The 25,574-nt window shown below is 48.6% G+C and carries 22 protein-coding genes; 9 read left to right on the top strand and 13 right to left on the bottom strand.

All coding sequences use genetic code 11. The annotated features are described in order from the left end of the window. Positions 1 to 20 precede the first annotated feature (20 nt). Complete coding sequence (locus L9P87_RS01700) at positions 21 to 1,193, top strand: cation:proton antiporter (RefSeq protein WP_237442939.1); 1,173 nt, start codon at positions 21 to 23, stop codon at positions 1,191 to 1,193. 55 nt (positions 1,194 to 1,248) lie between these two features. Here L9P87_RS01700 and L9P87_RS01695 read toward each other — a convergent pair whose 3' ends face one another. Both L9P87_RS01695 and L9P87_RS01690 read right to left on the bottom strand, forming a co-directional pair. Further along, complete coding sequence (locus L9P87_RS01695) at positions 1,249 to 2,178, bottom strand: electron transfer flavoprotein subunit alpha/FixB family protein (RefSeq protein WP_237442938.1); 930 nt, start codon at positions 2,176 to 2,178, stop codon at positions 1,249 to 1,251. 1 nt (position 2,179) lies between these two features. Continuing rightward, positions 2,180 to 2,929: an electron transfer flavoprotein subunit beta/FixA family protein gene (locus L9P87_RS01690; protein WP_237442937.1), complete on the bottom strand. Its 750-nt coding sequence runs from the start codon at positions 2,927 to 2,929 to the stop codon at positions 2,180 to 2,182. A 399-nt stretch (positions 2,930 to 3,328) separates the two neighbouring features. On the opposite strand from L9P87_RS01690, the gene L9P87_RS01685 reads away from it, so the two are divergent. After that, positions 3,329 to 4,981 carry an electron transfer flavoprotein-ubiquinone oxidoreductase gene (locus tag L9P87_RS01685; RefSeq protein ID WP_237442936.1) on the top strand — a complete coding sequence of 551 codons (1,653 nt, stop codon included), beginning with the start codon at positions 3,329 to 3,331 and terminating at the stop codon, positions 4,979 to 4,981. Positions 4,982 to 5,090: 109 nt separating this feature from the next. On the opposite strand, the gene ppsA is transcribed toward L9P87_RS01685, so the two are convergent. Then, entirely contained in the window at positions 5,091 to 7,463 is a 2,373-nt protein-coding gene (gene ppsA / locus L9P87_RS01680) for a phosphoenolpyruvate synthase (protein ID WP_237442935.1), read from the bottom strand. A gap of 152 nt (positions 7,464 to 7,615) precedes the next feature. On the opposite strand from ppsA, the gene ppsR reads away from it, so the two are divergent. Next, complete coding sequence (ppsR, locus tag L9P87_RS01675) at positions 7,616 to 8,434, top strand: posphoenolpyruvate synthetase regulatory kinase/phosphorylase PpsR (RefSeq protein ID WP_237442934.1); 819 nt, start codon at positions 7,616 to 7,618, stop codon at positions 8,432 to 8,434. 115 nt (positions 8,435 to 8,549) lie between these two features. Continuing rightward, positions 8,550 to 9,161, top strand: coding sequence for an esterase/lipase family protein (locus tag L9P87_RS01670; protein ID WP_237442933.1), 612 nt, complete (start codon positions 8,550 to 8,552; stop codon positions 9,159 to 9,161). On the opposite strand, the gene L9P87_RS01665 is transcribed toward L9P87_RS01670, so the two are convergent. Continuing rightward, entirely contained in the window at positions 9,151 to 10,152 is a 1,002-nt protein-coding gene (locus L9P87_RS01665) for a site-specific integrase (protein ID WP_237442932.1), read from the bottom strand. The genes L9P87_RS01670 and L9P87_RS01665 overlap by 11 nt on opposite strands. A gap of 148 nt (positions 10,153 to 10,300) precedes the next feature. On the opposite strand from L9P87_RS01665, the gene L9P87_RS01660 reads away from it, so the two are divergent. After that, positions 10,301 to 11,356, top strand: coding sequence for a DNA-binding protein (locus tag L9P87_RS01660; RefSeq protein WP_237442931.1), 1,056 nt, complete (start codon positions 10,301 to 10,303; stop codon positions 11,354 to 11,356). Positions 11,357 to 11,362: 6 nt separating this feature from the next. Here L9P87_RS01660 and L9P87_RS01655 read toward each other — a convergent pair whose 3' ends face one another. Continuing rightward, positions 11,363 to 13,741: a bifunctional acetate--CoA ligase family protein/GNAT family N-acetyltransferase gene (locus L9P87_RS01655; RefSeq protein ID WP_237442930.1), complete on the bottom strand. Its 2,379-nt coding sequence runs from the start codon at positions 13,739 to 13,741 to the stop codon at positions 11,363 to 11,365. Positions 13,742 to 13,807: 66 nt separating this feature from the next. On the opposite strand from L9P87_RS01655, the gene L9P87_RS01650 reads away from it, so the two are divergent. The 3 genes from L9P87_RS01650 (at position 13,808) to L9P87_RS01640 (ending at position 18,008) form a co-directional block, all read left to right on the top strand. Further along, positions 13,808 to 14,734 carry a histone deacetylase family protein gene (locus tag L9P87_RS01650; protein ID WP_237442929.1) on the top strand — a complete coding sequence of 309 codons (927 nt, stop codon included), beginning with the start codon at positions 13,808 to 13,810 and terminating at the stop codon, positions 14,732 to 14,734. Between the two features lie 159 nt (positions 14,735 to 14,893). Beyond that, a complete protein-coding gene (locus L9P87_RS01645; RefSeq protein WP_237442928.1) occupies positions 14,894 to 16,648 on the top strand; it encodes a DUF1800 domain-containing protein in 1,755 nt (584 codons plus the stop codon). A 4-nt stretch (positions 16,649 to 16,652) separates the two neighbouring features. After that, positions 16,653 to 18,008 (top strand): DUF1501 domain-containing protein, encoded by a 1,356-nt coding sequence (locus L9P87_RS01640; protein WP_237442927.1) that lies wholly within the window; start codon positions 16,653 to 16,655, stop codon positions 18,006 to 18,008. Here L9P87_RS01640 and L9P87_RS01635 read toward each other — a convergent pair. From L9P87_RS01635 to L9P87_RS01600, 8 genes are all read right to left on the bottom strand, one after another. After that, entirely contained in the window at positions 18,005 to 18,463 is a 459-nt protein-coding gene (locus L9P87_RS01635) for a YiiD C-terminal domain-containing protein (protein ID WP_237442926.1), read from the bottom strand. The genes L9P87_RS01640 and L9P87_RS01635 overlap by 4 nt on opposite strands. Positions 18,464 to 18,549: 86 nt before the next feature. Further along, positions 18,550 to 19,632 (bottom strand): alanine racemase, encoded by a 1,083-nt coding sequence (alr, locus tag L9P87_RS01630; protein ID WP_237442925.1) that lies wholly within the window; start codon positions 19,630 to 19,632, stop codon positions 18,550 to 18,552. Positions 19,633 to 19,725: 93 nt separating this feature from the next. Further along, complete coding sequence (locus L9P87_RS01625) at positions 19,726 to 20,583, bottom strand: D-amino acid aminotransferase (RefSeq protein ID WP_237442924.1); 858 nt, start codon at positions 20,581 to 20,583, stop codon at positions 19,726 to 19,728. A gap of 40 nt (positions 20,584 to 20,623) precedes the next feature. Then, positions 20,624 to 21,487 carry a glutamate cyclase domain-containing protein gene (locus L9P87_RS01620; RefSeq protein WP_237442923.1) on the bottom strand — a complete coding sequence of 288 codons (864 nt, stop codon included), beginning with the start codon at positions 21,485 to 21,487 and terminating at the stop codon, positions 20,624 to 20,626. Positions 21,488 to 21,489: 2 nt separating this feature from the next. Continuing rightward, positions 21,490 to 22,428 (bottom strand): 5-oxoprolinase subunit C family protein, encoded by a 939-nt coding sequence (locus L9P87_RS01615; RefSeq protein ID WP_237442922.1) that lies wholly within the window; start codon positions 22,426 to 22,428, stop codon positions 21,490 to 21,492. Then, positions 22,425 to 23,111 (bottom strand): 5-oxoprolinase subunit PxpB, encoded by a 687-nt coding sequence (gene pxpB, locus L9P87_RS01610; protein ID WP_237442921.1) that lies wholly within the window; start codon positions 23,109 to 23,111, stop codon positions 22,425 to 22,427. Before pxpB ends, L9P87_RS01615 begins: the two co-directional genes overlap by 4 nt. A gap of 3 nt (positions 23,112 to 23,114) precedes the next feature. Further along, complete coding sequence (locus L9P87_RS01605; protein WP_237442920.1) at positions 23,115 to 23,843, bottom strand: 5-oxoprolinase subunit PxpA; 729 nt, start codon at positions 23,841 to 23,843, stop codon at positions 23,115 to 23,117. A gap of 11 nt (positions 23,844 to 23,854) precedes the next feature. After that, the gene (locus tag L9P87_RS01600; RefSeq protein WP_237442919.1) at positions 23,855 to 24,655 is read right to left on the bottom strand and encodes a putative hydro-lyase; all 801 of its coding nucleotides are present in this window, start codon (positions 24,653 to 24,655) and stop codon (positions 23,855 to 23,857) included. 362 nt (positions 24,656 to 25,017) lie between these two features. Here L9P87_RS01600 and L9P87_RS01595 point away from each other — a divergent pair, with 362 nt between their 5' ends. Further along, positions 25,018 to 25,524, top strand: a complete 507-nt coding sequence (locus L9P87_RS01595; RefSeq protein ID WP_237442918.1) for a M48 metallopeptidase family protein — start codon at positions 25,018 to 25,020, stop codon at positions 25,522 to 25,524. Positions 25,525 to 25,574 lie beyond the last annotated feature (50 nt).

Raw genomic sequence — 25,574 nt, 5'->3', positions numbered from 1 at the left:
GCCACAATGACAGACCGCTTATGGATGAAAGCCTTTTCTTTACACACACTTTTTTCTTAATATTCACTGGCTCTGCAATTGTCGCCACAGTTGCACTGTATACCCGACAACCCCTTTTGATTGCCTATATCGTCATTGGCGCCATTCTTGGCCCACACGGCTACGCCCTGATCGCTGACGTTGACACCATCAGCGATATCTCAAAGATAGGTATTGTTTTTTTGCTTTTCTTATTGGGCCTCGATATGCAACCCCAACGACTGATGAAAACACTAAAAGTTGGTGTGGTTTCAACACTGATCAGTGGCGCGGTCTTTGGTGCCGCCGGTTTTTTTATCACCTATGGTTTTGGCTTTAGCGTAGTTGAGGCCAGTATTGTTGGTGCTTGCTGTATTTTTTCAAGCACTATTATTGGCATAAAATTATTACCCACTACCGTGCTGCATCACCGGCGTACGGGTGAGCTTATCGTCGGCATTTTATTGGTGCAAGATATGGTTGCAGTATTAATACTCTTGGCCATTATGACCAGTGTCAATGGTCAGTTTGAAATGACCCCATTATTAAAAGCCTTTGCCGCACTACCCGTGCTGATTGCCGCCATCTTTTTAATGGTCAAATGTGCCATTTTGCCACTGGTCCAACGCTTTGACCGCTTTCATGAGTATATATTCTTATTAGCGATTGGCTGGTGTATGGGCTGCGCTGAACTGGCCCATTATATTGGCCTATCTGCAGAGATTGGTGCATTTGTGGCTGGTATCACGCTGGCAACTTCTCCGATTGCTCAATACATTGCATCCAGCCTTAAACCCCTGCGTGATTTTTTTCTGATATTGTTTTTCTTTTCACTTGGCGCCGGCATCGATTTAATCGCGCTGATCAATTTAATACCTGCCGTCATCGCACTATCGGCCACAATGCTAATACTCAAACCCATCCTATTCAAAGTACTATTAAAGCAATTTTCAGATAATGATTCACTGGCCTGGGATGTGGGCTTTCGCCTCGGACAAATCAGCGAATTTTCACTACTGATCGCTTTTCTAGCCGTTGAAAAACACCTTATATCAGGCGATACATCTCTACTGATACAAGCCACCGCTATTGCCACTTTTGTCATCTCAAGCTATATCGTGATTCTCAACTACCCCAACCCAATTGCCATCACTGATCGCCTACGGCGCGACTAAATCTCAGGCATAAAAAAACCGGCCTAGGCCGGTTTTTCTTATACTACTTTGCTAATTAAAGCGCAGCAGATAACTCAGGCAGTGCGTCGAACAAGTCGGCAACAAGACCGTAGTCCGCTACCTGGAAGATAGGTGCATCCTCGTCTTTGTTGATAGCAACGATGACCTTAGAGTCTTTCATACCCGCCAAGTGCTGAATGGCACCGGAGATACCAACTGCAACATACAAATCAGGAGCAACAATCTTGCCGGTTTGACCAACCTGCATATCGTTGGGAACAAAGCCCGCATCAACAGCGGCACGTGACGCGCCAACGGCTGCGCCGAGCTTGTCTGCAACGGTGTATAGCAATTCGAAGTTGTCGCCATTCTGCATGCCGCGACCACCAGAGATAACAATACCAGCACTGGTCAGCTCAGGACGATCAGACTTTGCAATTTCCTCACTAACGAAGGTCGATAGTGCAGCATCAGAGGCGGTTGCAACCGCTTCAACAGCAGCAGAACCACCCTCGGCAGCAGCAGGATCAAAGGCAGTACCACGTACGGTAATAACTTTGATCGCATCTTCAGACTGAACGGTAGCGATAACGTTACCAGCATAAATTGGACGCTTAAAGGTATCGGCACTCTCTACAGAGATAATGTCAGAGATCTGAGCAACATCAAGAAGGGCTGAAACACGTGGAAGTGTGTTTTTACCGTTTGATGTAGATGGCGCTAAGATGTGGCTGTAACCCTTGCCAAGCTCGGCAACCAAAAGGCTGACATTTTCAGCAAGCTGATGAGCGTAAGCAGCATTATCGGCAACCAATACCTTGGTAACGCCAGCAACTTTAGCAGCTTCTTCAGCAGCAGCACCACAACCGGCACCAGCTACAAGAACTTCAACATCACTACCAAGCTGAAGCGCCGCGGTTACAACGTTCAGCGTAGCAGCCTTAAGACTGTTATTATCGTGTTCTGCAATTACTAGGATGCTCATATTAGATCACCTTCGCTTCAGTTTTTAGTTTTTCAACAAGTTCAGCAACAGTCTCAACCTTAATACCAGCCTGACGCTCTGCAGGTGGCTCAACACTTAAGGTCTTAACAGATGCAACAACCTCAACACCAAGGTCTGCAGGAGCAACAACCTCCAGCGGCTTCTTCTTTGCCTTCATAATGTTTGGCAAAGAAGCATAACGAGGCTCATTGAGACGCAAATCTGTGGTCACAACAGCGGGCAATGAAAGCTCAACTGTTTGTAGACCACCATCGATTTCACGAGAAACAACGGCTTTACCATCGGCAACAGTAAGTTCGTTAGCAAAAGTACCCTGCGCCATACCGCTAAGAGCGGCGACCATTTGACCGGTCTGGTTGTTATCGCCATCGATGGATTGCTTACCGAGGATTAACAGTTCGGGCTGTTCCTTTTCAACGATAGCTTTCAATAGCTTGGCAATTGAAAGTGGCTGCAATTCGTCACTGGTCTCAACCAGAATGCCGCGGTCAGCACCCAGTGCCAATGCGGTACGAATCTGCTCCTGGCAAGCCTTTTCGCCCATAGAGACGACAATGACTTCAGAGGCAATGCCTTTTTCTTTCAAGCGAACCGCTTCTTCAACAGCGATTTCGCAGAATGGGTTAATAGCCATTTTTACATTGGCTAGATCAACGCCGGTTCCGTCAGACTTAGGACGAACCTTCACGTTATAGTCAACTACTCTTTTGACTGCGACAAGAACTTTCATGAATGTACCGTTATATATTACGAGGCTGAATCAACGCATGCAGTTATAAATCACACACCCTAAAACAGGCTACTGTTCATATTTAATCGGCGCTCAGTTTGCCCGCTTACCCCAAGGTCGTCAATAGTTTTGCGCACTTAGAGGGGTTAATTCCCCGTAAAACTACCTATTTCAAGGTAGTCAATATTAATTAGTCACTATAAATAGTGGTGATGTCAGCGATAAGTCGCTCTAAATGCTCTGTTAGTAGAATAATTTGAGGGTTAGCGGTATAATCTGCGGCTTTTACGGATAGCTAATATTAGCTATCTATTCATATAAGCTGCGAATTTGCGCGTGAAACCACAAGACGCATCAAACCAGTCTTAGTTATTAAAGCTAGAATAGAGGAATAAGGCCGTGGAACGTGAATCAATGGAGTTCGACGTTGTTATTGTCGGTGCAGGCCCTTCAGGTTTGGCTGCAGCATGCCGTATCAGACAACTCAGCATAGAAACGGGCAAAGAAGTCAGCGTTTGTGTGGTAGAGAAAGGCTCAGAAGTTGGAGCGCATATTTTATCAGGCGCTGTTTTAGAACCAACAGCCATGAACGAGCTATTTCCTGACTGGAAAGAAAAAGGCGCACCACTCAACACCGCGGTATCCGGTGATGATATTTACTTTATGCCCAGCGCCGAGAAAGCCATCAAAGTACCTAACATGTTCTCACCCAAGACCATGCACAATGAGGGCAACTATATCGTCAGCCTGGGCAATGTTTGTCGCTGGCTTGGTGAGCGAGCAGAAGAACTTGGCGCAGAAATCTACCCGATGTTCGCCGCTGCAGAAATACTTTACAACGACGACGGCAGCGTCAAAGGCATCGCCACTGGCGACATGGGTGTTGCTGAAGATGGCTCACACAAAGACGGCTACATGCAGGGCATGGAGCTACACGCTAAGTACACCTTTTTCGCCGAAGGTTGTCGCGGCCAGCTCGGCAAAGAGCTGATCAGTAAGTTTGAGCTTGATGCGGGCAAAGACCCTCAGCATTACGGTATCGGCATCAAAGAATTGTGGAAAATTGACCCCGCCAAACACCAGCAAGGTCTTGTTATTCATACTGCCGGCTGGCCGCTTAGCGAATCCGGATCTGCTGGTGGCTCCTTTTTATACCATCTCGAAGACAACCACGTGGCTATTGGACTGATCACCGACCTGGGTTATGACAACCCACACGTCAGCCCATTTGAAGAATTCCAGCGCTACAAGACCCATCCACAGATCAAACAATACCTCGAAGGTGGCGAACGCATTAGCTATGGCGCCCGCGCCATCACCAAGGGTGGTATTCAATCGCTGCCTAAGATGACCTTTCCTGGCGGCCTGCTCATTGGTTGCGACGCCGGCACCCTCAACTTCGCCAAGATTAAGGGCAGCCACACCGCCATGAAATCAGGCATGGTTGCTGCTGAAACCGCCTTCAATGCCGTTATTGCTGAGCGCGGTAACGATGAGCTGACCGAATACACGCCAGCATTCGAGGCGAGCTGGGCCTACAAAGAGCTACATGCTCAACGTAACTTTGGCCCTGCACAGCATAAGTGGGGCAATCTACTTGGTTCAGCTTATGCCTTTGTTGATATCAACATTTTTAATGGCGGCCTACCGTGGACACTGCGTGATACCACACCTGATTACGCCACAATGAAGCCAGCTGCAGAGTGCAAAAAGATTGACTACCCCAAGCCCGATGGCGTCATTACCTTTGATCGCCTGACCTCAGTCTCCTTCTCGTTTACCAACCACGAAGAAGATCAGGTCGTTCACCTTCAACTTGCCGACAGCAGCCTACCCCTTGGCCGCAACCTCAGCGAGTGGAATGAACCCGCACAGCGTTATTGCCCTGCTGGGGTTTATGAGATTGTTGACGATGCCGATGGCAGCCAGCGCTTCCAAATCAACAGCCAAAACTGCGTCCACTGCAAGACCTGCGACATCAAAGATCCGTCGCAAAACATCACCTGGGTTGCACCTGAAGGCGGCGGCGGCCCTAACTATCCAAACATGTAATAGTTAGTAAAAGTGCCACAAAAAAGCCCCGCATATTGCGGGGCTTTTTTGTGCTCTGATTTATTAAGTCACCAGCCTATCTCTGAATAGGCCGGCGATCATCAACCCATTATTGCGCCAACTCACTACCCAGATACATCCACGTATCAAGTACAGAATCCGGGTTGAGAGAGACGCTCTCAATACCCTGCTCCATCAACCACAGCGCCAAATCAGGATGATCTGACGGCCCCTGCCCACAAATACCAACATACTTACCAGCATCACGACAGGCCTTGATAGCCATCGACAGCAGCGCCTTAACCGCATCGTTACGCTCGTCAAATAAATGTGCTACCAGGCCTGAATCCCGATCAAGACCTAGAGTCAACTGGGTAAGGTCGTTGGAGCCGATAGAGAAACCGTCAAAGTACTGCAGGAACTGATCCGCCAATAGAGCGTTGGCAGGCAGCTCACACATCATAATCACACGCAGACCATTTTCGCCACGGCTGAGACCGTTAGCCGTAAGAATCTCACTGACCTGCTTGGCCTCAGACACCGTGCGCACAAATGGGATCATTACTTCAACATTGGTCAAGCCCATGACATTGCGGACACGCTTAATGGCCTCGCACTCAAGCTCAAAACACTCGCGGAATGAATCTGAGATATATCGTCCAGCACCTCGGAAACCCAGCATGGGGTTTTCTTCTGCCGGCTCATAGACTTCGCCACCGACCAGGTGAGCATATTCATTTGATTTGAAGTCGGACATTCTTACGATGACTTTTTTGCCGTAAAAGGCACCGGCAATGGTCGCCACACCCTCTACAATCTTCTGAATATAGAACTCACGGGGCGATTCGTAACCAGCCATTCGACGATCGACAGAGGCCTTTACATCGCTGGTCAGCGTGTCGTAGTTGAGCAAAGCCTTCGGGTGAACACCTATCATCCGGTTAATGATAAATTCGAGACGGGCCAAACCAACACCATCATTAGGATAGGCCTGAAAATCAAAGGCGCGATCGGGGTTACCAACGTTCATCATCAACTTAAACGGTAGCTCTGGCATCTCTTCAATATCAGAAGTATTAATATCGAAGTCGATCAAGCCATTATAAACAAAACCCGTATCACCCTCTGCGCAGGAGACCGTAACCTGCTGCCCTTCACCAATCAATTCAGTCGCATTACCGCAACCGACAACAGCTGGGATACCCAGCTCACGGGCAATAATGGCCGCATGACAGGTACGACCACCACGATTGGTGACGATTGCCGACGCACGCTTCATTACAGGCTCCCAATCGGGGTCGGTCATATCGGTAACCAGTACATCGCCAGCCTCAACACGATCCATCTGAGAGATATCGTTTATTACCTTGACGACACCGCTACCAATACGATGGCCAATGGAGCGCCCCTCACAGACAACCTTACTTTTGCCCTTCATCAAGTAGCGCTCCATCTTGGTGGCGCTGTCTCGACTCTTAACGGTTTCAGGGCGAGCCTGGACTATGTAAAGCTGTTGATCATCGCCGTCCTTTGCCCATTCGATATCCATCGGGCGACCGTAGTGCTGCTCAATAATCATTGCCTGCTGAGCCAGGGCTTCAACCTCACCATTGGTTAATGAGAATTGGTTACGCTCGGCGACATCGACATCGACAGTTTTGACGCTACGACCAGCCTCGGCGGCCTCTCCATAGATCATTTTAATCGCTTTACTGCCTAAATTGCGGCGGACGACGGCAGGACGCTTCTGTTTCAGAATCTCTTTATGGACATAAAATTCATCGGGATTAACCGAGCCTTGAACAACCGTCTCACCCAGACCATAAGACGAGGTAACAAAGACCACATCATTAAAGCCTGTTTCAGTATCGAGGGTAAACATGACGCCGGCCACACCGGTCTCACTGCGCACCATACGCTGAATACCTGCCGACAAGGCAACCTCGGAATGCTCAAAGCCCTGATGCACGCGATAAGAGATAGCACGGTCATTATACAGCGAGGCAAACACCTCTTTGATGGCGATAAATATATTATCAAGGCCAATGATATTGAGAAAGGTTTCCTGCTGACCTGCAAACGAGGCATCGGGCAAATCCTCAGCGGTGGCAGATGAGCGAACGGCCACAGCCAGGTTATCGTTACCCGCCTGTAAGCTAATGTAGGCCTGTTCAATACTCTCTTTGAGCTCGCCTGTAAATGGGGCATCAATAACCCATTGACGTATCTTGGCGCCAACCACTGCTAGCGCATTAACATCGTCGACATCCAGCGAATTGAGCTCGTCATTGATTTTTTGCTCAAGCTTGTTTTGATCGATAAAGTCACGAAAGGCTTGAGCCGTTGTGGCAAAGCCATTAGGCACACTGACTCCAGCACCGGAAAGGTTGCTGATCATCTCACCGAGAGAGGCGTTTTTACCGCCAACTCGATCAACATCATCCATGCCACACTGGTCAAACCACACTACGTAATCGTTCAAAACTATCTCTCCCATATCGGATAAAGAATGTTGTATCTGTAATAAGTTCGAAAGATAATACGTGAATCAACTGTAATTTGGTTACCAAACAACAGTTATTTAGCTAGTAAAACAACAAGCTTATATTGAGATTCAACAGGGTGGGGTTACTCGTGAAGAGAACAGTTTTTTGCATTTCAGATGGCACCGGCTTAACGGCTGAGGCATTAGGCCACAGCTTATTAGCACAATTTCCTGACACAGAGTTTGAACGCCTGACCCTGCCCTATATCGACACGATAGAAAAAGCCGAGCAAGTGGCTGAAAGGATAAACTCCGCCAGCGAGCGAGACGGCCACCCCGCCCTAGTCTTCGACACCATTATTAAGCAAGAGGTGCGCGCCGTCATCGCTAAAAGCAATGGCATTATTACCGATATCTTTTCAACCTTTCTACAACCCTTGGAGGAAACCCTAGAAAGCCACTCCTCCTATAGCGTTGGCCGCTCACAACCGGCAACAGACAACCCCGCTTATATCAACCGGATTGAAGCCGTTCACTACGCCCTCGATGCCGATGACGGCGCCAAATTACACCACTATGATAGGGCCGATATCATTTTGATCGGTGTCTCACGCACCGGTAAGACTCCGACCAGCTTATACATGGCGATGCAGTTTGGCGTCTTTGCTGCCAACTACCCCATTACCGAAGAAGACCTAGAAAGCAACAAAATACCGCCTGCACTGCAGCAATACCGTCATAAACTCTATGCCCTGACCATCGATGCCGAGAGACTGTCGGCAATAAGGCATGAACGCAAGGCGAACAGCCGCTACGCCTCAATCACACAGTGCGAGGACGAGCTGCGCCAGGCCAAATCCATATACAGTCGCTTCAAAATACCAGTCATTGATACCTCCAGCCAATCTGTCGAAGAGATATCCACCCGGATTCTGGCCGCCACCGGCATCGAGCGCCGCCATCAATAGAGCGCAGCCACGCTGGCCAACAGCAACAGTACTGGCCTTACTAACGCTGACATCGTTTAGTGCCCATGCCTCCTGTGTCATATTGCTGCATGGCTTGGCACGCACCGAGGACTCGATGTCTACACTTGAGCAGGCGTTGCAGCAGACAGGCTATGACACCGTCAATATTGGCTACCCGTCCCGTGATTACCCGATTGAAATTTTAGCACCGTTGGCGATAGAGCCTGCACTGAAAAAATGCCCATCGAATAGCGACATTTACTTTGTCACCCACTCCCTGGGCGGTATTCTTGTGAGGCAATACCTCTCCGCTAACACACTGCCCCAACTCAAACGCGTGGTAATGCTTGGCCCGCCCAATCAGGGCAGCGAGACTGTCGACAAACTGGCAGGCGTGCCCGGCTTTAAATGGTTAAACGGTTGTGCCGGCCTGCAGCTTGGCACCGATGCAGCCAGCCCACCCAATACGCTGGGGCCGGCAAACTTCGATGTCGGCATTATCGCCGGCGACAAAACCATCAACTTTATACTGTCAGGACTTATTCCAGGAGCCGACGACGGCAAAGTGTCGGTCAGCAGCACCAAGCTGCAAGGCATGAATGACCACATACAATTACCGACGACCCACACCTTTATGATGAGCAATAAAACCGTCATCAAACAGACTATTAACTACTTACAATACGGCTACTTTACCCCCCTTAATGAGCAGCCAGCTAACCACTAATTCCCTGAACCTCATCTTTGGCCAAGGCCATTCTCGTCTCGATCAGTTTGTTCGGCAGGCTGCTTACCTGATCCCGATAACGCATCGCCGACTTCACATCCTTCCAGCCAATCCAATCCATCATGGCATGCAAGTCCCCGCCATTTTCAGCAATCCAATTAGCCGCCCCTCGGCGCAATGAGTGGGAGCTATACTCACCAACCCCATCTATGCCAGCAGCGCGAAATACGGTACGGATTAGCTTATTAAGAGAGTTGGGCAGCAGCGCCGCTGACTCAACACAACCCCATCGCGTGACTTTACTAAAGACATAGCCTTGCTCGATTTGACTGGCGGCCAACCAATCAATCAACGCCGCTACCGGGCAAAGTCGCTGCAGCATCTTGAGACTTTTCTGTTCACCGCGCGCCTCTCGATCGGTCTTACTGTCAGCCAGGTATATTGTCAGCGTTGGTGGCTGTCGGTCGAAATCAATCTGTAGTTGTTCAGCCTTAAGCCTGACCAGTGAAGACGCCCGCAAACCAAACCAAAAGCCAATCAACAACAGCGCCCTATTGCGCAGGGCTTGAAGCTGCATAGCCCGTTCAGAAACAGACTCTACAGGCAGTGCCACTATGCCCTCTAAATGATCAACCACCAATGACAAGGTATTAATACTTAATGACTTAGCCTGCTTTGGTGGCTTGTTATAGCGCTTGCGAATCCCCCGCATCAACTCACGGGTTGTTTCCGCATCTGTCTTTGTCGGGTCTATGTGATGATGCCGGCGATGCCACTTAGCCAGCAAAGCCTTACGCTGCTCAAGCGTTGCCACTGATAACTTCCCACCATAAAAAGCAAGATAGGCATGAAGCTGATCGGCACTGCAGGGCAGCTTACCACCATAGACGACCTCATAATGAAAACGTGCCTGCTCAATTGCCTGCTCGGTATTGTCATTAACTGCCGCCAGCAGAAGCTCAGCCACCAAGTTATCGGAAGAATATCTCATTTCGCATCAAAACCCATTCTAAGAAGTGATAATCATACATTATTCGCTCTTAGTTTTAACAGCCATAATAGTAAAAATCATAGAATTGAATTAGAATAACGTTTCATAAGTAATACAAATTCAATTCTACTATTGTTAGGTAAGAAATATGGCCCGCGCCCCTGCTATCGGCATTGCCGACGTCGAAAAAGCCAAGCATGCACTACTCTCTCAAGGTGTGACGGTAAATCCTTATCAGATAAGACAGCTGATTGGTCGCGGTTCGTACGATACTATTGAGAAATACCTGAGAGCACTGTCGCTAACAACCGACAACGAACAGCAGTCAGAGGATAGGCTGAGCAAATCTTTGGCCGAGATGGTTCGCCCATTGGCACAGGAGCTGACGCGACAAAATAAGGACAGGCTGACCTCGCTCAGCCAGCAACACCGCGAGCAACTAAATATAGAACAGGATAAAAATCGTCAGTTGAGCGTTCAGAATACTGAACTCAGTAGCTGTAATGCTCAGCAGCAATGCCAAATTGAAACATTGAGCGAACAGCTTGCAGCGGCAACACAGCGGCAACAAACAACCGAAGAACAACAACAGCAAAGTCATCAACGCGCAGAGGTGCTGGCAGCCGAACAGCGACAACTCTTACAGCGCATCAACGAAGCCGAGCGACGATTAAAAGACAGCAGAGACGATCAACGCCAACAACTTGAACAGCTCAACAAGCAACACCGTGATTCGCTGCAATCTGAGCAAATGAAAGCCGATGAACTACAACGCCAATGCCATGCCAAAGAACAGCGCATCAGCGATGAGCTGAATAAAAGCCTGTTATTGGCTGAGCGTACTGTCACGCTGAGCAGCGAAATTGGCAGCCTCAATAGCGCACTGACCGAGTGCCATACCAAGCTCAAACACACGACGGATGAACTGCATCAAAATGCTAGTCAACATCAAATAGTCATCGATGGCCTCAATGAAGATCAAACAAAATTAGTATCAGAGCTAAAGAATGATCATCGACAGAGGCTGGACGACCTGAAGGACAATCATCTTGCCCATGCCGCCAGCCTGAGCGACAGAGTGGCAGATTTTAAACAACAGAACAGCCTATTAAATAACGAAAATCGACAACTTACGAGGCAGATTGAGGAGCTAAGACGGCATTCGAACAGCAGTAAACTGCCGCCTAACGCCAGCACTCCATGAATCGGTTTAGCCTGAAAGCTGCAGCCTGGCCATGACCAAGGTTTCATCATCGGGGTCCGGCCCGATGACAAACCCGAAACTCTTACAAAATTTCTTCATTTTATGGTTTTCTCTCAGCACAACCCCCACCATTTCTTTGAAGCCTCTGTCACGAGCAATGGCGATGATTTGATTCATTAAATAACGTGCAACACCCTGCCCCTGCCACTTATCCGCCACCACAATGGCAAATTCACAGCTGTAACCATCACTGCTATTGGTATAGCGAACCACCCCAACTTCTGTCACCTCGTCACCATCGCGCAACAACGCAATCAGGGCCATTTCTCGCTGGTAATCAATTTGAGTAAAGCGTGCCAGCCACAGTGGCGGCAGCACCTTCAAGTTTTGCATAAACCGCAGGTAACGTGTCTCCTCTGATAATTGCGCAACAAAGGATTGCTCCATATCGGCATCTTCAGCACGCATCGGCCGAACGTAAATTTCATCACCCGAGCGAGTGGTAAAATGAGAACGCAACTGATTCGGATAAGGATGAATGGCTAGATGTTGATAGCGCTCGGCACTGGTAGCAGAGCGTTTTAAAACCACTGCCTCGCTGGCGCTGTTGGCATCGGTTTGATGAGACAGCAACAGTCGCTCTATCTGCGGTAACTCACAAACCATATCGCTGATTTGTAGCAGCAACTGCTGCAGCGGCAGATGATCGTTACTACTGTTAATAGGTAACTGTAACTTGGCGAAGAAACTTTGTAGCAACCTTGGGTTCAGTGGCGGCAGCATTGTCGCGGCACGGATTTGGGTACCGGCAATAAATACATGAATGGCGGGGCCAAACTCTGAATCAGGCCGCATTTCAAGCTGCAACGGCAGCCCTCTAAATACCAGCGACGAGGCAATAGTATCAATATCGATATGGAAATTCGCCAACAGGGTTTTAAATTGTGGGTTGGTTAAACTACCCCCCTGCTTAATCTTGTGGTCTAGCTGTTGACTGGCCTGCTGCAGATCAGTGCTGGTCTCAAAAGCGGAGCTGCCCGGAGTTTGCAACAGCAATTGCTGGTTTCGATAGAAACTGAGTAGAAAACTATAGCCTTCAATAGCGCTTTCCGGCGTCTTAAAGCAGGCCATACCCACATCATCAATCATCCTCCGCGCCTTCTCCACCGAATCGCCGCCAAGTAAACACACCAGTACCGGTTTACGCTGTCGCCGATACAGGTCGATCAGCGCATGCGCCAGCTTTGTCGCATTATTCACCGAGGTCGGTGCGATCAAGATCAATACCGCCGAACAGGTTTTGTCCGCCAACAGTGTTTCTGCGGCAGCAATGATATGAGCCTCGTCGACATCATTATATATATTAACCGGGTTACCAATCTTAGAAGTCTTTGGCAGTGTCGCCGCCAGCGCTTTCAAACAGGGCTCTGCAGGTTGGTATAGTTCAATTTTTAATCGCCGCGCGCGTTGCACTGCCAATGAATTAATGCCTCTACCATTACCGATAATGCCCAGGCCATCGCTGCGTAATTTTTTCCCCATCATCAAAACCTGTGCCGCTGCAATCAGATCATTGAGTCGATAGGCACGAATAACACCAGCACGTTGTAAGGCGGCGGTCAGCGTCGCATCGTGTAAATACTCTACCTCGGTCTGGGCGGTCAGCAAGATAACGGGCTTGATACTCGCCGCCGCGCGCAAACTGCTTAATAGTTTGCGCGCCGGTGTCATATGCTCTAAATAAAGTAAAATGCTATGGGTACTGGGGTCGTTAATCAGGTAATCGAGAATATCACCAATGTCTAGGTCGGCTGCATGCCCCAGTGCTATCACCTGGGAGAAGCCAATGTCCTGCTGCGTTGCCCAATCGATGAGAGAAGAGCAGACGCCACCTGACTCACTAACCAGAGCCAACTTGCCGGGTTTTGCCTGATCGACACCCAGCCAGGCGCTGAAATTATTCTGTGGACGCTGTACACCAAAACAGCCCGGCCCCAATAACTTGATATCGTACTGCTTAACCAACCTTCGGATTTTATCGAAGGTAGATGATTTATCGGAACGGTGCTTGTACGCCGTGGGTGACAGCACCATTACGGCTTTAATACCGGCCTTACCACAGACCTTCAAAATATCGGGCACATTCTTGATACTGGTCGCCACAATGGCAAGCTCTACCGAGCCTTTAACCGACTTTAAGTCGTAATAACACGGTAGTCCGTGTAGAAATTCATGACGGGGATTAATGGGGTAAACCGGAAAATTAGGTTGCGCCTGCATAATACTGCTGAGTACGACGGTGCCGATAGTATTTGGCCTATTACTGGCGCCAAACAAGGCAACTGACTGGGGGTTTAACAAGTGATCTAGCGTGGTACGTTTCATAATTAATGTAGAATCCGCAGCGAATAGATTATGATATTGAAATACCTGCGATAAAGAGCCATCACAATGACTACAGCTTACATCACCCATCCAGTTTGTGCCCAGCATAATATGGGCGATGAGCACCCAGAGAGCCCTCGCAGGCTCAGTGCCATCAATGACCGACTCATCGCCTCAGGTATCTATGATTATCTGCGCCATATCGATGCTCCCAAGGCCGAGATGCACCAGCTGCAACTAGCTCACGGCAGGCAGTATATACAGCAATTGTTTGATCAATCGCCGCAAACAGGCTTGTTTCAAGTTGACGATGACACCGCAATGAACCCGCACACGCTAGAGGCTGCACTGTATAGTGCCGGCGCCGCCATCCGTGCTGTCGACGGCGTGGTCAGCGGCGAATTCAATAACGCGTTCTGTGCCACCCGCCCACCCGGCCACCATGCGGAAAAAAATCAGGCCATGGGGTTTTGTTTTTTCAACAATGCAGCCATTGCCGCCTGCCATGCGGTGAAACAGCACCGCGTCAAAAAAGTCGCCATTATTGATTTCGATGTCCATCACGGTAATGGCACCCAGGATATCGTCTCTGGCAGCTTTCGCATGCGCTACTGGTCTAGTTTTCAAAGTGATTTATTTCCCCATACCGACACCCGTAAGCGCAGTCGTCGCAACATCCGTCTAGAACCAATAGCGGCTGGCTGCAGTGGAGAAGAATATCGGGAAATTATTATGCAAAGCCTGATGCCCTGGCTGTACAAATATCGACCGCAACTGATCATTATCTCGGCAGGTTTTGATGGACATGTTGAAGACGAGATGTCTCAGATGCGCTTAACCGACAATGACTATCTCTGGCTGATAGAAAAAATTAACGCCGCGGCCAAATTATTCTGCAATGGAAAAGTGGTGTCACTGCTGGAGGGTGGATACGACCTATCCTCACTTTCGCGCTGTGTAACCAGTCATATTAAAGAGCTGGCTAACTTGTAAAAGTTGAACAGATAGACAGAACAGTGCATTTTATTAGCACCCTATCAATGTCACCGTTAAATGTTTCGACACCACTGCATCGATTGATATTTATTATGCTATAACGGATAAAAGCGTCTTTTATACCGCTAAAAAAATAATAAATAAAAGGTAACAGTCGTGTCTCGTCCCTTATTGAAACATTCTCTTATTGCTGTTTTCTGCGCCCTGACTATCTCAGCTTGCGGTGGCGGTGGCGGAAATAATCCTACGGCAGATAGCACACCGATCACCCAACCCAACACACCGCCTACAACACCACCACCTGACATTACGGATCAAGGGGTCGTCTATGACTATCCCCTACCCAATGAAAATCAGGCCAGGCAATTCTTAACACGAGCCACCTTCGGCCCTGTTCAAGAAGATGTGGATTTCTTAGTGCAACAGGGTTATGAAGCATGGATTGACGATCAATTTCAAAGACCTGCAAGTTATCATGCACCTATGCTAACAGAGACGCTCGAGAGTCTTGGGCTTATCAGTGGCCATGAATGTACAAATTATCAAGAGCGAAACAAGCATCGAATGGATGTCTGGTGGCAACATAGTATTTACGGCAAAGACCAACTTCGCCAACGAATTGCTTATGCACTGAGTCAAATACTGGTTGCGTCCGAGAAGAACTCCGCGTTGATCTGTCTTCCACGTGGTCTTGCCAGCTATTACGACGGCTTACTTGATGATGGCTTTGATAATTACGAGAATGTTATGCTTAACGTCTCGAAGCACCCGGTAATGGGCGAGTACCTGTCCAGCATTCGCAATAGCAAGGCTATTCCAGAACTTAATATCCGCCCAGATGAAAATTTTGCAAGAGAGGCGATGCAGCTGTTTTCGATTGGCTTATTCGAGCTTAACAGTGACGGTTCCTATAAAAAGAATGGTGATGGTGCCAAGGTATCAACATACAACCAGCAAGACATCAGTAATTTTGCACGCATCTACACAGGCTGGAATTTCGGTGATTCAGTTCTCTTCAGGTCACATGTTCGCACCATAGACTCAGAAATCTTACCCATGATTGCCTACAATGCCCATCATGATAACGCTGCCAAAACATTACTTAACAGTGTAGAGACAGAGGAGTTTGCAACCGGGAATATGGATTTGGAAGCTGCTATATCCAACCTATTCCAGCATCAAAATACAGCTCCATTTATCAGCACACTCATCATCAAACAACTGGTCACAAGTAACCCCTCTTCTGCTTATGTTGACCGCGTGAGCTCAGTATTCAATGCCAATAAAGATAACGTTCGCGGCGATATGAAAAGCGTTATCAAGGCTATATTGTTAGATGAGGAAGCAATATACGGACATTTAGACAATGCCATCACCTTTGGCAAATTAAAGGAGCCTATCCTCAAACTTTCAGCATTATGGCGTTTATACAATGCAACTGGTGAATATGATCGACTTCGCTTCGTCAATACTGATCAATATTTTGAGCAAAAACCACTCGGTGCTAATTCAGTTTTTAATTTCTACTCGCCAAACTATCTACCACCTGGAGCACTCAAAGCTTCCGGAATCGAAGAGCCAGTCTCTCAAATCATCAACTACAGCTCGATTATCAAAACTACAAACACACTATTTGAATACGCACAGGCTGAGGATGTTTTTGATAATGATAAACGCTACAGAGAGAATATTTCATTAACGTTAGATCCGCTTGAGGCACTGTCCGAAGACCCACAGGCAATGGTCAAATATGCCAACTCGACATTGATGGCTGGGCTAATGAGTCAAGAAATGAACGATATCTTAATAACGTACATCGACCAACTATCCAATATCGACAATGGCGAAACACGAGCTAAAGAGCTGGTCTTTTTAGTAATTTCTTCACCTGAGTTTGCAGTGCAAAGGTAATATCATGTCATCAATAAATAAGAGTCGTAGAGAGTTTCTAAAAGCGACCGCTGTTTCATCAGTTGCTCTATCAAGCCTCGGCTTACAGCTCAATATTGCCAATGTTAATGCTGCTGGAGTATCTGATTACAAGGCTTTAGTTTGTATTTTTCTCGCTGGCGGCAACGACGGTTTTAATATGTTTATGCCAACCAGCGAGGCTGAATACAATACTTATAGCTCTTCTCGACAAACCATGGCCATCCCCTTAGCCAACATTCTACCAGTCAACAATGTTGAATATGGCTTCCACCCAGGCATGCCAGAGGTGCAGTCTCTGTTTAATAATAACAACCTTGTTATTGTTGCCAACACTGGCGCCCTGATTGAGCCAACAACATTAGATGATATAAATAGCAAGACAGTTGTAACGCCGATTCAATTGTTTTCCCATAGAGACCAGGAGCAATTCTGGCATAGTCTTGACCCTACAGGCCAATATCAAACGGGCTGGGCTGGTAGATTAGAGGAAAAAAATTACGCCGCGGTTGATGACAGCCTACCCATTAATTTTTCTCTGTCCGGCAATAATTTGTGGCAATCGGGTAGCAATTCAGTGCCATATACTATGTCTAGCGCAGGCGCCATCACCCTCGATGACATAGATGCGGAATCCAGTGACCCGACAATTCAACAGCGCTCAGCTGTGTTTAACTCACTATTATCCAAAGAATATACTGACCCACTGATGCAACATTACGCTGACACTCAGAAAATTTCTAATGTACTCAGTGAGAAGGTTGATACTGCATTGGCCCTTAACAACAACATTAATATCAATTGGCCAGATAATAAGGTATCTGCTGCACTGAAGACTGTGGCTCAATTAATAGAAGCCAAAACATCACTTGCTGAGCAAAACAGACAGATTTTTTACATAACTTTTGGAGGCTGGGACACCCACGGCAACCAACTTGAAAGTCATCAACAACTATTGACTGAGCTCAGTCAGTCATTACAGGCTTTTTATGATGCGACCACGGCAATGGGACTTCAGGACTCAGTGACTACGTTTACCGCCTCTGAATTCGGTAGAACGCTGACTACCAATGGTGACGGCACTGACCATGGCTGGGGGAACCATCATTTAGTCATGGGTGGCGCAGTTGACGGCGGTAAAATTGTTGGCAAGATGCCGGATTTAACCATCGGCGGAGACGATGATTATTCAGATGGACGAATTATACCAACGACATCTATTGATAGTTATGGCGCAACTCTAACTAGTTGGCTGGGTGTTAATGCTGACGCCCTTAACAAAATATTTCCAAACCTGAAGAACTTTCCAGCGAATGAGAAGGACCTTAAGATCTTTGTTTAAGCACTGATCGGCGGCAAAATGGCATATTGGCCAGTAAAACTGACAGCGACCTTACCGTCGACAGTAATGGTTGAAGTCAGTGTGATCTTAGCCTTTCCTTTGCTTTTAAAGTCGGTGATGAACTGTTCGAAGTGTTGCTTATCCGCATGACAAATCGCGGTAAAACTCTCACTGCCTACCGGCCTGAGATAATCGATCTCAGCGTGACTGACCACCAGGTTACAATTAAGTTCGGCAAGCTCGGTCTGCAGATACACCATACCCCAGCAACTCATCACAGCGACGCAGTATAAACTGCCGCCAAAGGCAGTCATTTTATCGTTGATGTTTGGGGCTAACGGCGCGGTTAAATGAAGGTTTTCACCATCAAAATGAGTCAGTTCCAGACCTAGATTCGAAGCGAGTGGCACGCTTTGGGCGAGGAAGTTTGTTAAGCGCTGTCCAATATTTTCCACAGTAATTTCCAACTAACAATAACTTTAATGATAAATTTTAGTCAAAAAAAAGCACTGTCTAACAGTGCTTTTGATGTTTTCGGCGATTATTCTACACCGATTCGAGGGACTCTCAAAGGCATTCTGGTCATCACCTCATAGCCGATGGTGTCGGCAAAGCCAGCCACCTCATTAGCACTGATGTGCTCACCCCATAGCTCAACCGTATCGCCAATGGCGACCTCTGCCAAATCGGTAACATCTACGGTAATCATATCCATCGACACCCGGCCAATCAGTGGCACGCGCTGACCGTTGATATAAACCGGCGTACCGCTGGGGGCCTTACGTGGATAACCGTCACCGTAACCGATAGCAATCGTTGCCACCCTGCTCTGGCGTTGTGCTGTCCAACTGGCCGCATAACCCACACTCTCGCCGCTATCGACTGTACGTAAAGAAATGATTGCAGACTGCAGCGACATCACAGGCTTGAGCTGGTCGCCATTAACCTGGGGCTGGCTAAAGGGTGAATTACCGTACAGCATAAAACCGCTACGATTCCACTCTGCCCTGGCCTCTGGCCAGCCTAACAACCCCGGTGAGTTTGCCAAACTTTTAGCAGCAGTAATGTTTGCCGTTGCGCTATTAAACACAGCAATTTGCTCAACGGTTGCTTCACTGGATAAGTCGTCTGCACAGGCAAAATGTGTCGCAACAATAATATCTTCTGCAACATTATTGCTGGAGCAAGCCTGTCGGTAGACCGACTCAACCTCATCGGCGTCAAAGCCCAAACGGTGCATGCCAGTATCAACTTTTAACCAAACAGTCACCGGTGTAGCAATATTGCAGGTTAAAATGCTGTCAAGTTGTAGCTGATTATCAATCATCAACCAGAAGTTGTGTTCGACAGCGACAGCGATCTCATCGGCGGTAAAACAACCTTCTAACAGAAGAATAGGCTGTTTAATCCCCGCCTGACGCAGCTCCAGTGCCTCTTCGATACAGGCAACGCCAAAAGCCGGTGCAAGCTTTGACAAAGCCCGGGCAACCAATACGGCACCATGACCGTAGGCATTAGCCTTGATGATAGGCATGGCCTGGCCAGCGCCCGACAGCGTCTGCGCTAAGCGGTAATTATGTTGTAAGGCGCTAATATTTATCAGTGCTTTTGTTGGGCGAGCCATTACTGCATTCTCGTCAAAGTGATTATTGTTTTGTCATTGATTATCGTAATCACCATGACCCTTCGATATCGGTCATGGCTCTAACGGTTTATATTAGTAGTTGTATTTTCCGGCACTGAATAAAGCCTGGGCTTTTTCCCACACATCGCCAATCTGACCATTACCAACAGGCTTACCATCAACACTGACCACTGCGGCGACCTCTTTCGAGGAGCTACTCAGCCATACTTCATCCGCGGCATCAAATTCAGCACGGCTGACTGGCCGCTCTTCAACCTGAATTGAGCCGTCCTTACGCAGAATGTCCAATAACATCAGACGGGTAATACCCGGCAACAATTGAGTACTCAAGGCAGGGGTGATAACCACGCCATCTTTCACAATGTAGGCATTGGTAGAGCTGCCCTCTGTCATAAAGCCCTCGGCATTGAACAAAATACATTCCTGGTTGCCGTCATCGATACCCTGCTGGTAGTGCAGTACATTACCCAACAATGCCGTCGATTTAATATTACAACGCTTCCAGCGTAAGTCGTCACTGGTAGAGACGCTATAACTCTTCGCCTTGGTCTTGTCGGCGACAGGCTCGGCTGGAATTTCAAAGGCAAAGGCAAAAACAGTCGGCTTGACGCCGGCGGGATAATTATGAGTTCGCTTGGTATCGGTACCACGACTGACATGATAATAAATACCGAGGTTACCGGCGCCATTGGCCTCACTGAGCTTCTCAGAGATTTCACGCCACTCGTCATGACTCATGTCCAATTCGATGCCGATAGACTTCATGCCATCGTTCATGCGATCGAAATGCGGGGCAAAACCGACCAGGCGGCCATTATAGCTGGGGACAACTTCATAAATACCGTCACCGAACAGAAAACCACGGTCCATGGGTGAAATTTTCGCTTCAGACATCGGCATGTATTCGCCGTTTAAATATACTGTGCTCATATTGATTACTCTCAAAAAGCCTGGCCTCAGGCATTGTTGTTTAATTTAGTTGGATGACGGCTTTTAACTGTTCAACCAATTGATCGCCCGCCGTCGACGGCAAGCTGTCTTCTGTTAGGGTATTTTCACGGGTGACACCATCGACGCTGCCGCGGGCAGAAATGTATTTCAACACCGATAGTGGATCTGTCAGGGCAAATAAGTCTTGCTGATGCCAGTGGGACAACAGCGCAATAACACCATGGGCTGCCCAATTTGATACGTCGGCAATTAACAGCTCATCACAGGTGGTCGCTGCCGGTGTAATATCGAGCTGCTCTATGGCCTGCTTGATATTGCCCATGCCAATTTCATTACCGCCATCACCGATGGCAATGGTGGGGCAGCTGGCCTGGGACAAAAACTCGTCGAAGCTGGCACAGCGCGGGCTGATATCTTCACCGCGCATGTTGAAGTAACCGCCCTGCTCTGACAAACCAGGGCGCTCGATAGAGATGATCAACTCAGGTTGCAATGTTTGCAGCGCAGCAGCGGCTTCAGACTGGCGATTAGCCAAAGCATCAACAGCGATTTCAAACACCTCGTAGTCCTCAGCCAAGGCCTGTGACAACGGCGCACCACAGACTAATACTGGCTTGGCACCCAGGTGCTTAATCACGTTATAGAGAGCAATAGCGCCAACCGGGCCATCGGTTTCAAAGGTATCCAAGACGGGAAAGCCGGTACCTATCAATACGGTACCGCGTGCCTGGTCGATTAACCGACTGGCGCGGGCATAATAGCCCGGCAATAATGCGGGCTGAACATCTTTCATGCCGCGCAGATTTCGGGCGACAAGTAAGTCTTCGACCTGCCGGCTCAAGGCCATATCGGTGTCAGAAAGTGCTGGCGATATATTTGTCATTTCTACGACCTAAGGTTTATTAGCTGCGTACGTTGACGGCGGCTTTGCTGTAAATGGATCTTATTGTGGGCCTGTTCAATAGAAACAGGGTTGAAGCGGATAGTTGCCCCCGCCATCAACTGCGTCAGCTTGGCCAAATCGGTCCTGACCACGGCGCCAATTTTGGGGTAGCCGCCAATGGTTTGTCGGTCATTAATCAGCACAATAGGCTGTCCGTCGGCTGGCACCTGAATAGCGCCGAGACAAATGCCCTCGGACAGCATGCCCTCGATAGCCGACGGTATCGACGCGCCATCCAAGCGGTAGCCCATGCGGTCACAACTGTCAGTGACACGATAGTCACTACTGAAGAACAACGCCTTTTGCACCTCGCTGAAATGTTGCTGCTGATAACCCAATACCACGTCCAGTTCCACTTCATCAGTATAGGCTGGACGCTCACTCTCAGCTAACTGCTGTAAGCTTGGCGGCGTTACGTTATTAAGCTGCAGACGCTGGCCGGCAGCAAGCTTATCACCATCGATACCGCCCATTGATTCGCGCATTACTGTGGAGCAGCTACCAAATTGTGGCGCAATATCGAAGCCGCCGGCAAAGGCCAGGTAAATTCTACAGCCGGCCGTAGCAAAGCCAAGACTGAGCTTCTGCCCTTTATTAACACGGATGCCCTGCCACTGAGGCACAGCGTCGCCGTCCAGGGTGGCATCAACGGTGGCACCGGTGATGGCAATAATCGTATCGACATCTATTTCGACCACCAAACCACCTACCGTGGTCTCGATCATCGCCGCATTGGCGTCATTATTAAGAATCCGATTAGCCCAATAGTAGGCCTCGTCATCCATCGGACCACCGGTGGTAAGGCCGACACTGTGTTGACCAAAACGGCCAGAGTCTTGAATCAGGCTCAACATGCCTGGAGATTCAATCACAATACTCATAACTCACCGCCTAATTGAATAAACTCATCACGGCTGATGGCTTTGAATTGCACACTATCACCAGCCGTAACGGGCATCGAGGGCTCGGCGCTGGGATCAAACATACGCTGTGGGCAGCGCCCAATAATATTCCAGCCGCCGGGGGACTGGGCTGGGTAAACAGCTGTTTGACGGTCGGCAATGGCGACAGCTCCGCGGGGAACCTTCAAGCGCGGAGTGGCTAAACGGGGAGCGGCAATTCGCTCATCGACTTCACCAAGATAGGCAAAGCCTGGCGCAAAGCCAATGGCATAGACGCGGTAAGTCTGCTGCTGATGGATGTCGATAATCTGCTCGGTGGTCAAACCAGTCGAGACTGCCATATCGGCAAGATCGAGACCGACCTCTTCACCATAATAGACCGGCAAAGTGACAATACGGCCATCATCGCTGGCGGCATCAGTCTGACTACTGGAGATATTCGCCAACTGTTGTTTAAGCAGCCAGTAATCGGTCTTCAGTGGGTCAAATACCACCAGCAGCGAACCATAAGAGGCGACGGTATCGACGATCTCACCGCCCATTGCCGCCAATAACCGCTGTTGGGTCTGTTGTATTGTTTTCGATACCGCCGCACTGGGCTGATCTGAAAAATAGAGAATTAAGGCGCTGTCGCCAGCAATTTCAATGCTAAATTCAGCCATTAACTACTGTCCTATCACTCGACGAATATCACCGATGGCATTGACTGCGGTAAGGTTATCACCGTGTACACAGAGACTGTCGACACGCAATTTAAGCACCTTGCCATTAACCGTAGTAATCGTACCCTGCTCGGCAAGTTCAACCACCTGGGCCAGCATCTTGTCGTGATCATGAACCGCGCCAGGTTTATTACGTGATAACAGACTGCCGTTATCGTCGTAACAACGGTCAGCAAAGGCTTCAAACAATAAGGATAGGCCAAATGTATCCGCTTCTTGCTGGTGTTGTTGCCAGTCAGGCGTTGCCTGCAGCATCAATTTTATGTCGCCGTGAAAGTCAGACACTGCCTGCATAATTGCCGAGCGAACATCTAGCTTAGCCATCATGTCATTATAGAGCGCACCATGGGGTTTGACGTAGGACACCTTAACCCCCTGGCTCTTGGCGACACCGTCAAGAGCGGCTATTTGATAAATCACCAGGGCAATAATTTCATCGCGGCTACAATTGAGCGAGCGGCGGCCAAAGCCGACCAGATCCGGATAACCTGGGTGCGCACCAACAGCAACATTAAATTGCTTTGCCATAGCCACCGTTTTTGCCATCACCAACGGGTCTCCAGCGTGAAAGCCGCAGGCTATATTGGCCATGTCAATTTGTGGCATGGCCTGGGCATCGAGGCCCATGGTCCAGGAACCGAAGCTTTCACCTAAATCACAATTCAATTTCATTGGTTTCATCTCTACATTACCGCCAAACGGCTATTGGGCAAATCAGTCACCAACATGCAACCAGGGCTATGAGTGATACAAAACGGCGGTTTAGCTTGTTCAAGCGCTACCTGAGGCGTCACACCACAGGCCCAAAAGACGGGTAACTCACCCTCGTTAATAGTCACTGCATCGCCAAAGTCGGTTGTATTGATATCACTGATGCCAATTTGGCTGGGATCACCCAGGTGAATCGGGGCGCCGTGTACCGACGGGAAACGAGTACAAATTTGCACCGCACGGATGGCGTCGGCCGCCTTAAAGGGACGCATGCTGACGACCGTGGTGCCACTGAAACGGCCAGCAGGCTTACAATCTATATTGGTACGGTACATCGGCACATTACAGCCCTCGGTGACATTTCTCACCTCCAAGCCATCGGCCTGCAACGCCTCTTCGAAGGAGAACGAACAGCCCAGCATAAACACCACCAAATCGTCCTGCCAGTGGTCGCTGATATCCGTCACCTCTTCGCTGAATTCACCATCACGAAAAATTCTGTAACTGGGAATATCGCTACGCACATCAATATCGATGCCGAGGTCAGCTAAATTAAACTCACCGGGCTGACCCATAGCGATTAATGGGCAAGGCTTAGGATTGGCCTGACAGAACTGCAAAAAATCGTTGGCCCAGTCCTTCGGCAATATCACCATGTTGCACTGTACGTAGCCCTCTGAATAACCTGAGGTATTACCGGTGTGCTGGCCAGTTCTAATCCGTTGTCGGAGTTGTTGCGGAGACATTATTTTCGCATTATCAGGCAAAGTCATCGTCGATTCTCATTATCTAGGTCATACATCAATTAATACTATGCCTTATACCAGCATTGTGCCGTATTTGAATAAGTAGTTGCCGCAGCAAGACATAATTGGCAGTCGTAACAGGCAGAGCGTCAATATAAATTAACGCCCGTTAAATATATACACCACTTTAGAGTAGCTGTTAAATAAATCAATACTATTAGTAAGATAAGTAGATAGTTAGCAATCTAATAAGCAATAGCAAGTATTAAAATAGCGGTGACAGCCAGCCTGAGTTGCTTTGCCAGAACGCGATAGTAATAGTAGTTAGCTACCAAAGGCGCTAGCATGGCGGCATTAAATCATCCCCACAGATACGGCATTAGAGATTCATGGCAATCCACCCATTAATCGGTCACTACCCCGCTGAACTTCAGGCTCAGGTACAGCAGTTAATTGACAGCCATCAACTCGGCCATCATCTTCGCCAGCGTTACCCGACTGAGCACGGCATCAATAACGACAGTCTGCTTCGTGATTACGTCCAGCAGCTAAAAGATCAGTATCTGAAGAAGTCGCCACCGTTGAGCAAGGTTGTCTTTGATCGCAGAATGCACGTAGTCGACAACGCCCTTGGCATGCACAGCTCAGTCTCCCGGGTGCAGGGAGGCAAGTTAAAGAATAAGCGTGAGATACGCATCAGCACCCTGTTTAAACAGTGCCCTGAACCACTGCTGCAGATGATCTGTGTGCATGAACTGGCCCACCTGCGTGAGCAAGACCACAACAAGGCGTTTTACCGGCTGTGCCAACATATGCTGCCCGACTACCATCAGCTCGAATTTGATACCCGGCTGTATCTTTTACAGCAGGAAATGGCAGGCAAGGCTATTCGTTAAACAGATGACCACTGCAAAATAGGCATTATGATAATGCTTTTAACCGCCGC

This window comes from Sinobacterium norvegicum, assembly GCF_923077115.1.
In the GTDB taxonomy this organism is placed as follows: Bacteria; Pseudomonadota; Gammaproteobacteria; order Pseudomonadales; family Sinobacteriaceae; genus Sinobacterium; species Sinobacterium norvegicum.
The sequence above is the reverse complement of the archived record's forward strand: the minus strand, read 5'-3'. Positions and strand labels throughout refer to the sequence as shown.

What these genes read in the sequence shown, in the direction of transcription:
- L9P87_RS01700 (WP_237442939.1), top strand. Translation starts at nt 21, where the DNA reads ATGGATGAAAGCCTTTTCTTTACACACACTTTTTTCTTAATATTCACT.
- L9P87_RS01695 (WP_237442938.1), bottom strand. Translation starts at nt 2,178, where the DNA reads ATGAGCATCCTAGTAATTGCAGAACACGATAATAACAGTCTTAAGGCT.
- L9P87_RS01690 (WP_237442937.1), bottom strand. Translation starts at nt 2,929, where the DNA reads ATGAAAGTTCTTGTCGCAGTCAAAAGAGTAGTTGACTATAACGTGAAG.
- L9P87_RS01670 (WP_237442933.1), top strand. Translation starts at nt 8,550, where the DNA reads ATGTCTACACTTGAGCAGGCGTTGCAGCAGACAGGCTATGACACCGTC.
- L9P87_RS01665 (WP_237442932.1), bottom strand. Translation starts at nt 10,152, where the DNA reads ATGAGATATTCTTCCGATAACTTGGTGGCTGAGCTTCTGCTGGCGGCA.
- L9P87_RS01660 (WP_237442931.1), top strand. Translation starts at nt 10,301, where the DNA reads ATGGCCCGCGCCCCTGCTATCGGCATTGCCGACGTCGAAAAAGCCAAG.
- L9P87_RS01655 (WP_237442930.1), bottom strand. Translation starts at nt 13,741, where the DNA reads ATGAAACGTACCACGCTAGATCACTTGTTAAACCCCCAGTCAGTTGCC.
- L9P87_RS01650 (WP_237442929.1), top strand. Translation starts at nt 13,808, where the DNA reads ATGACTACAGCTTACATCACCCATCCAGTTTGTGCCCAGCATAATATG.
- L9P87_RS01640 (WP_237442927.1), top strand. Translation starts at nt 16,653, where the DNA reads ATGTCATCAATAAATAAGAGTCGTAGAGAGTTTCTAAAAGCGACCGCT.
- alr (WP_237442925.1), bottom strand. Translation starts at nt 19,632, where the DNA reads ATGGCTCGCCCAACAAAAGCACTGATAAATATTAGCGCCTTACAACAT.
- L9P87_RS01625 (WP_237442924.1), bottom strand. Translation starts at nt 20,583, where the DNA reads ATGAGCACAGTATATTTAAACGGCGAATACATGCCGATGTCTGAAGCG.
- L9P87_RS01620 (WP_237442923.1), bottom strand. Translation starts at nt 21,487, where the DNA reads ATGACAAATATATCGCCAGCACTTTCTGACACCGATATGGCCTTGAGC.
- L9P87_RS01615 (WP_237442922.1), bottom strand. Translation starts at nt 22,428, where the DNA reads ATGAGTATTGTGATTGAATCTCCAGGCATGTTGAGCCTGATTCAAGAC.
- pxpB (WP_237442921.1), bottom strand. Translation starts at nt 23,111, where the DNA reads ATGGCTGAATTTAGCATTGAAATTGCTGGCGACAGCGCCTTAATTCTC.
- L9P87_RS01605 (WP_237442920.1), bottom strand. Translation starts at nt 23,843, where the DNA reads ATGAAATTGAATTGTGATTTAGGTGAAAGCTTCGGTTCCTGGACCATG.
- L9P87_RS01600 (WP_237442919.1), bottom strand. Translation starts at nt 24,655, where the DNA reads ATGACTTTGCCTGATAATGCGAAAATAATGTCTCCGCAACAACTCCGA.
- L9P87_RS01595 (WP_237442918.1), top strand. Translation starts at nt 25,018, where the DNA reads ATGGCAATCCACCCATTAATCGGTCACTACCCCGCTGAACTTCAGGCT.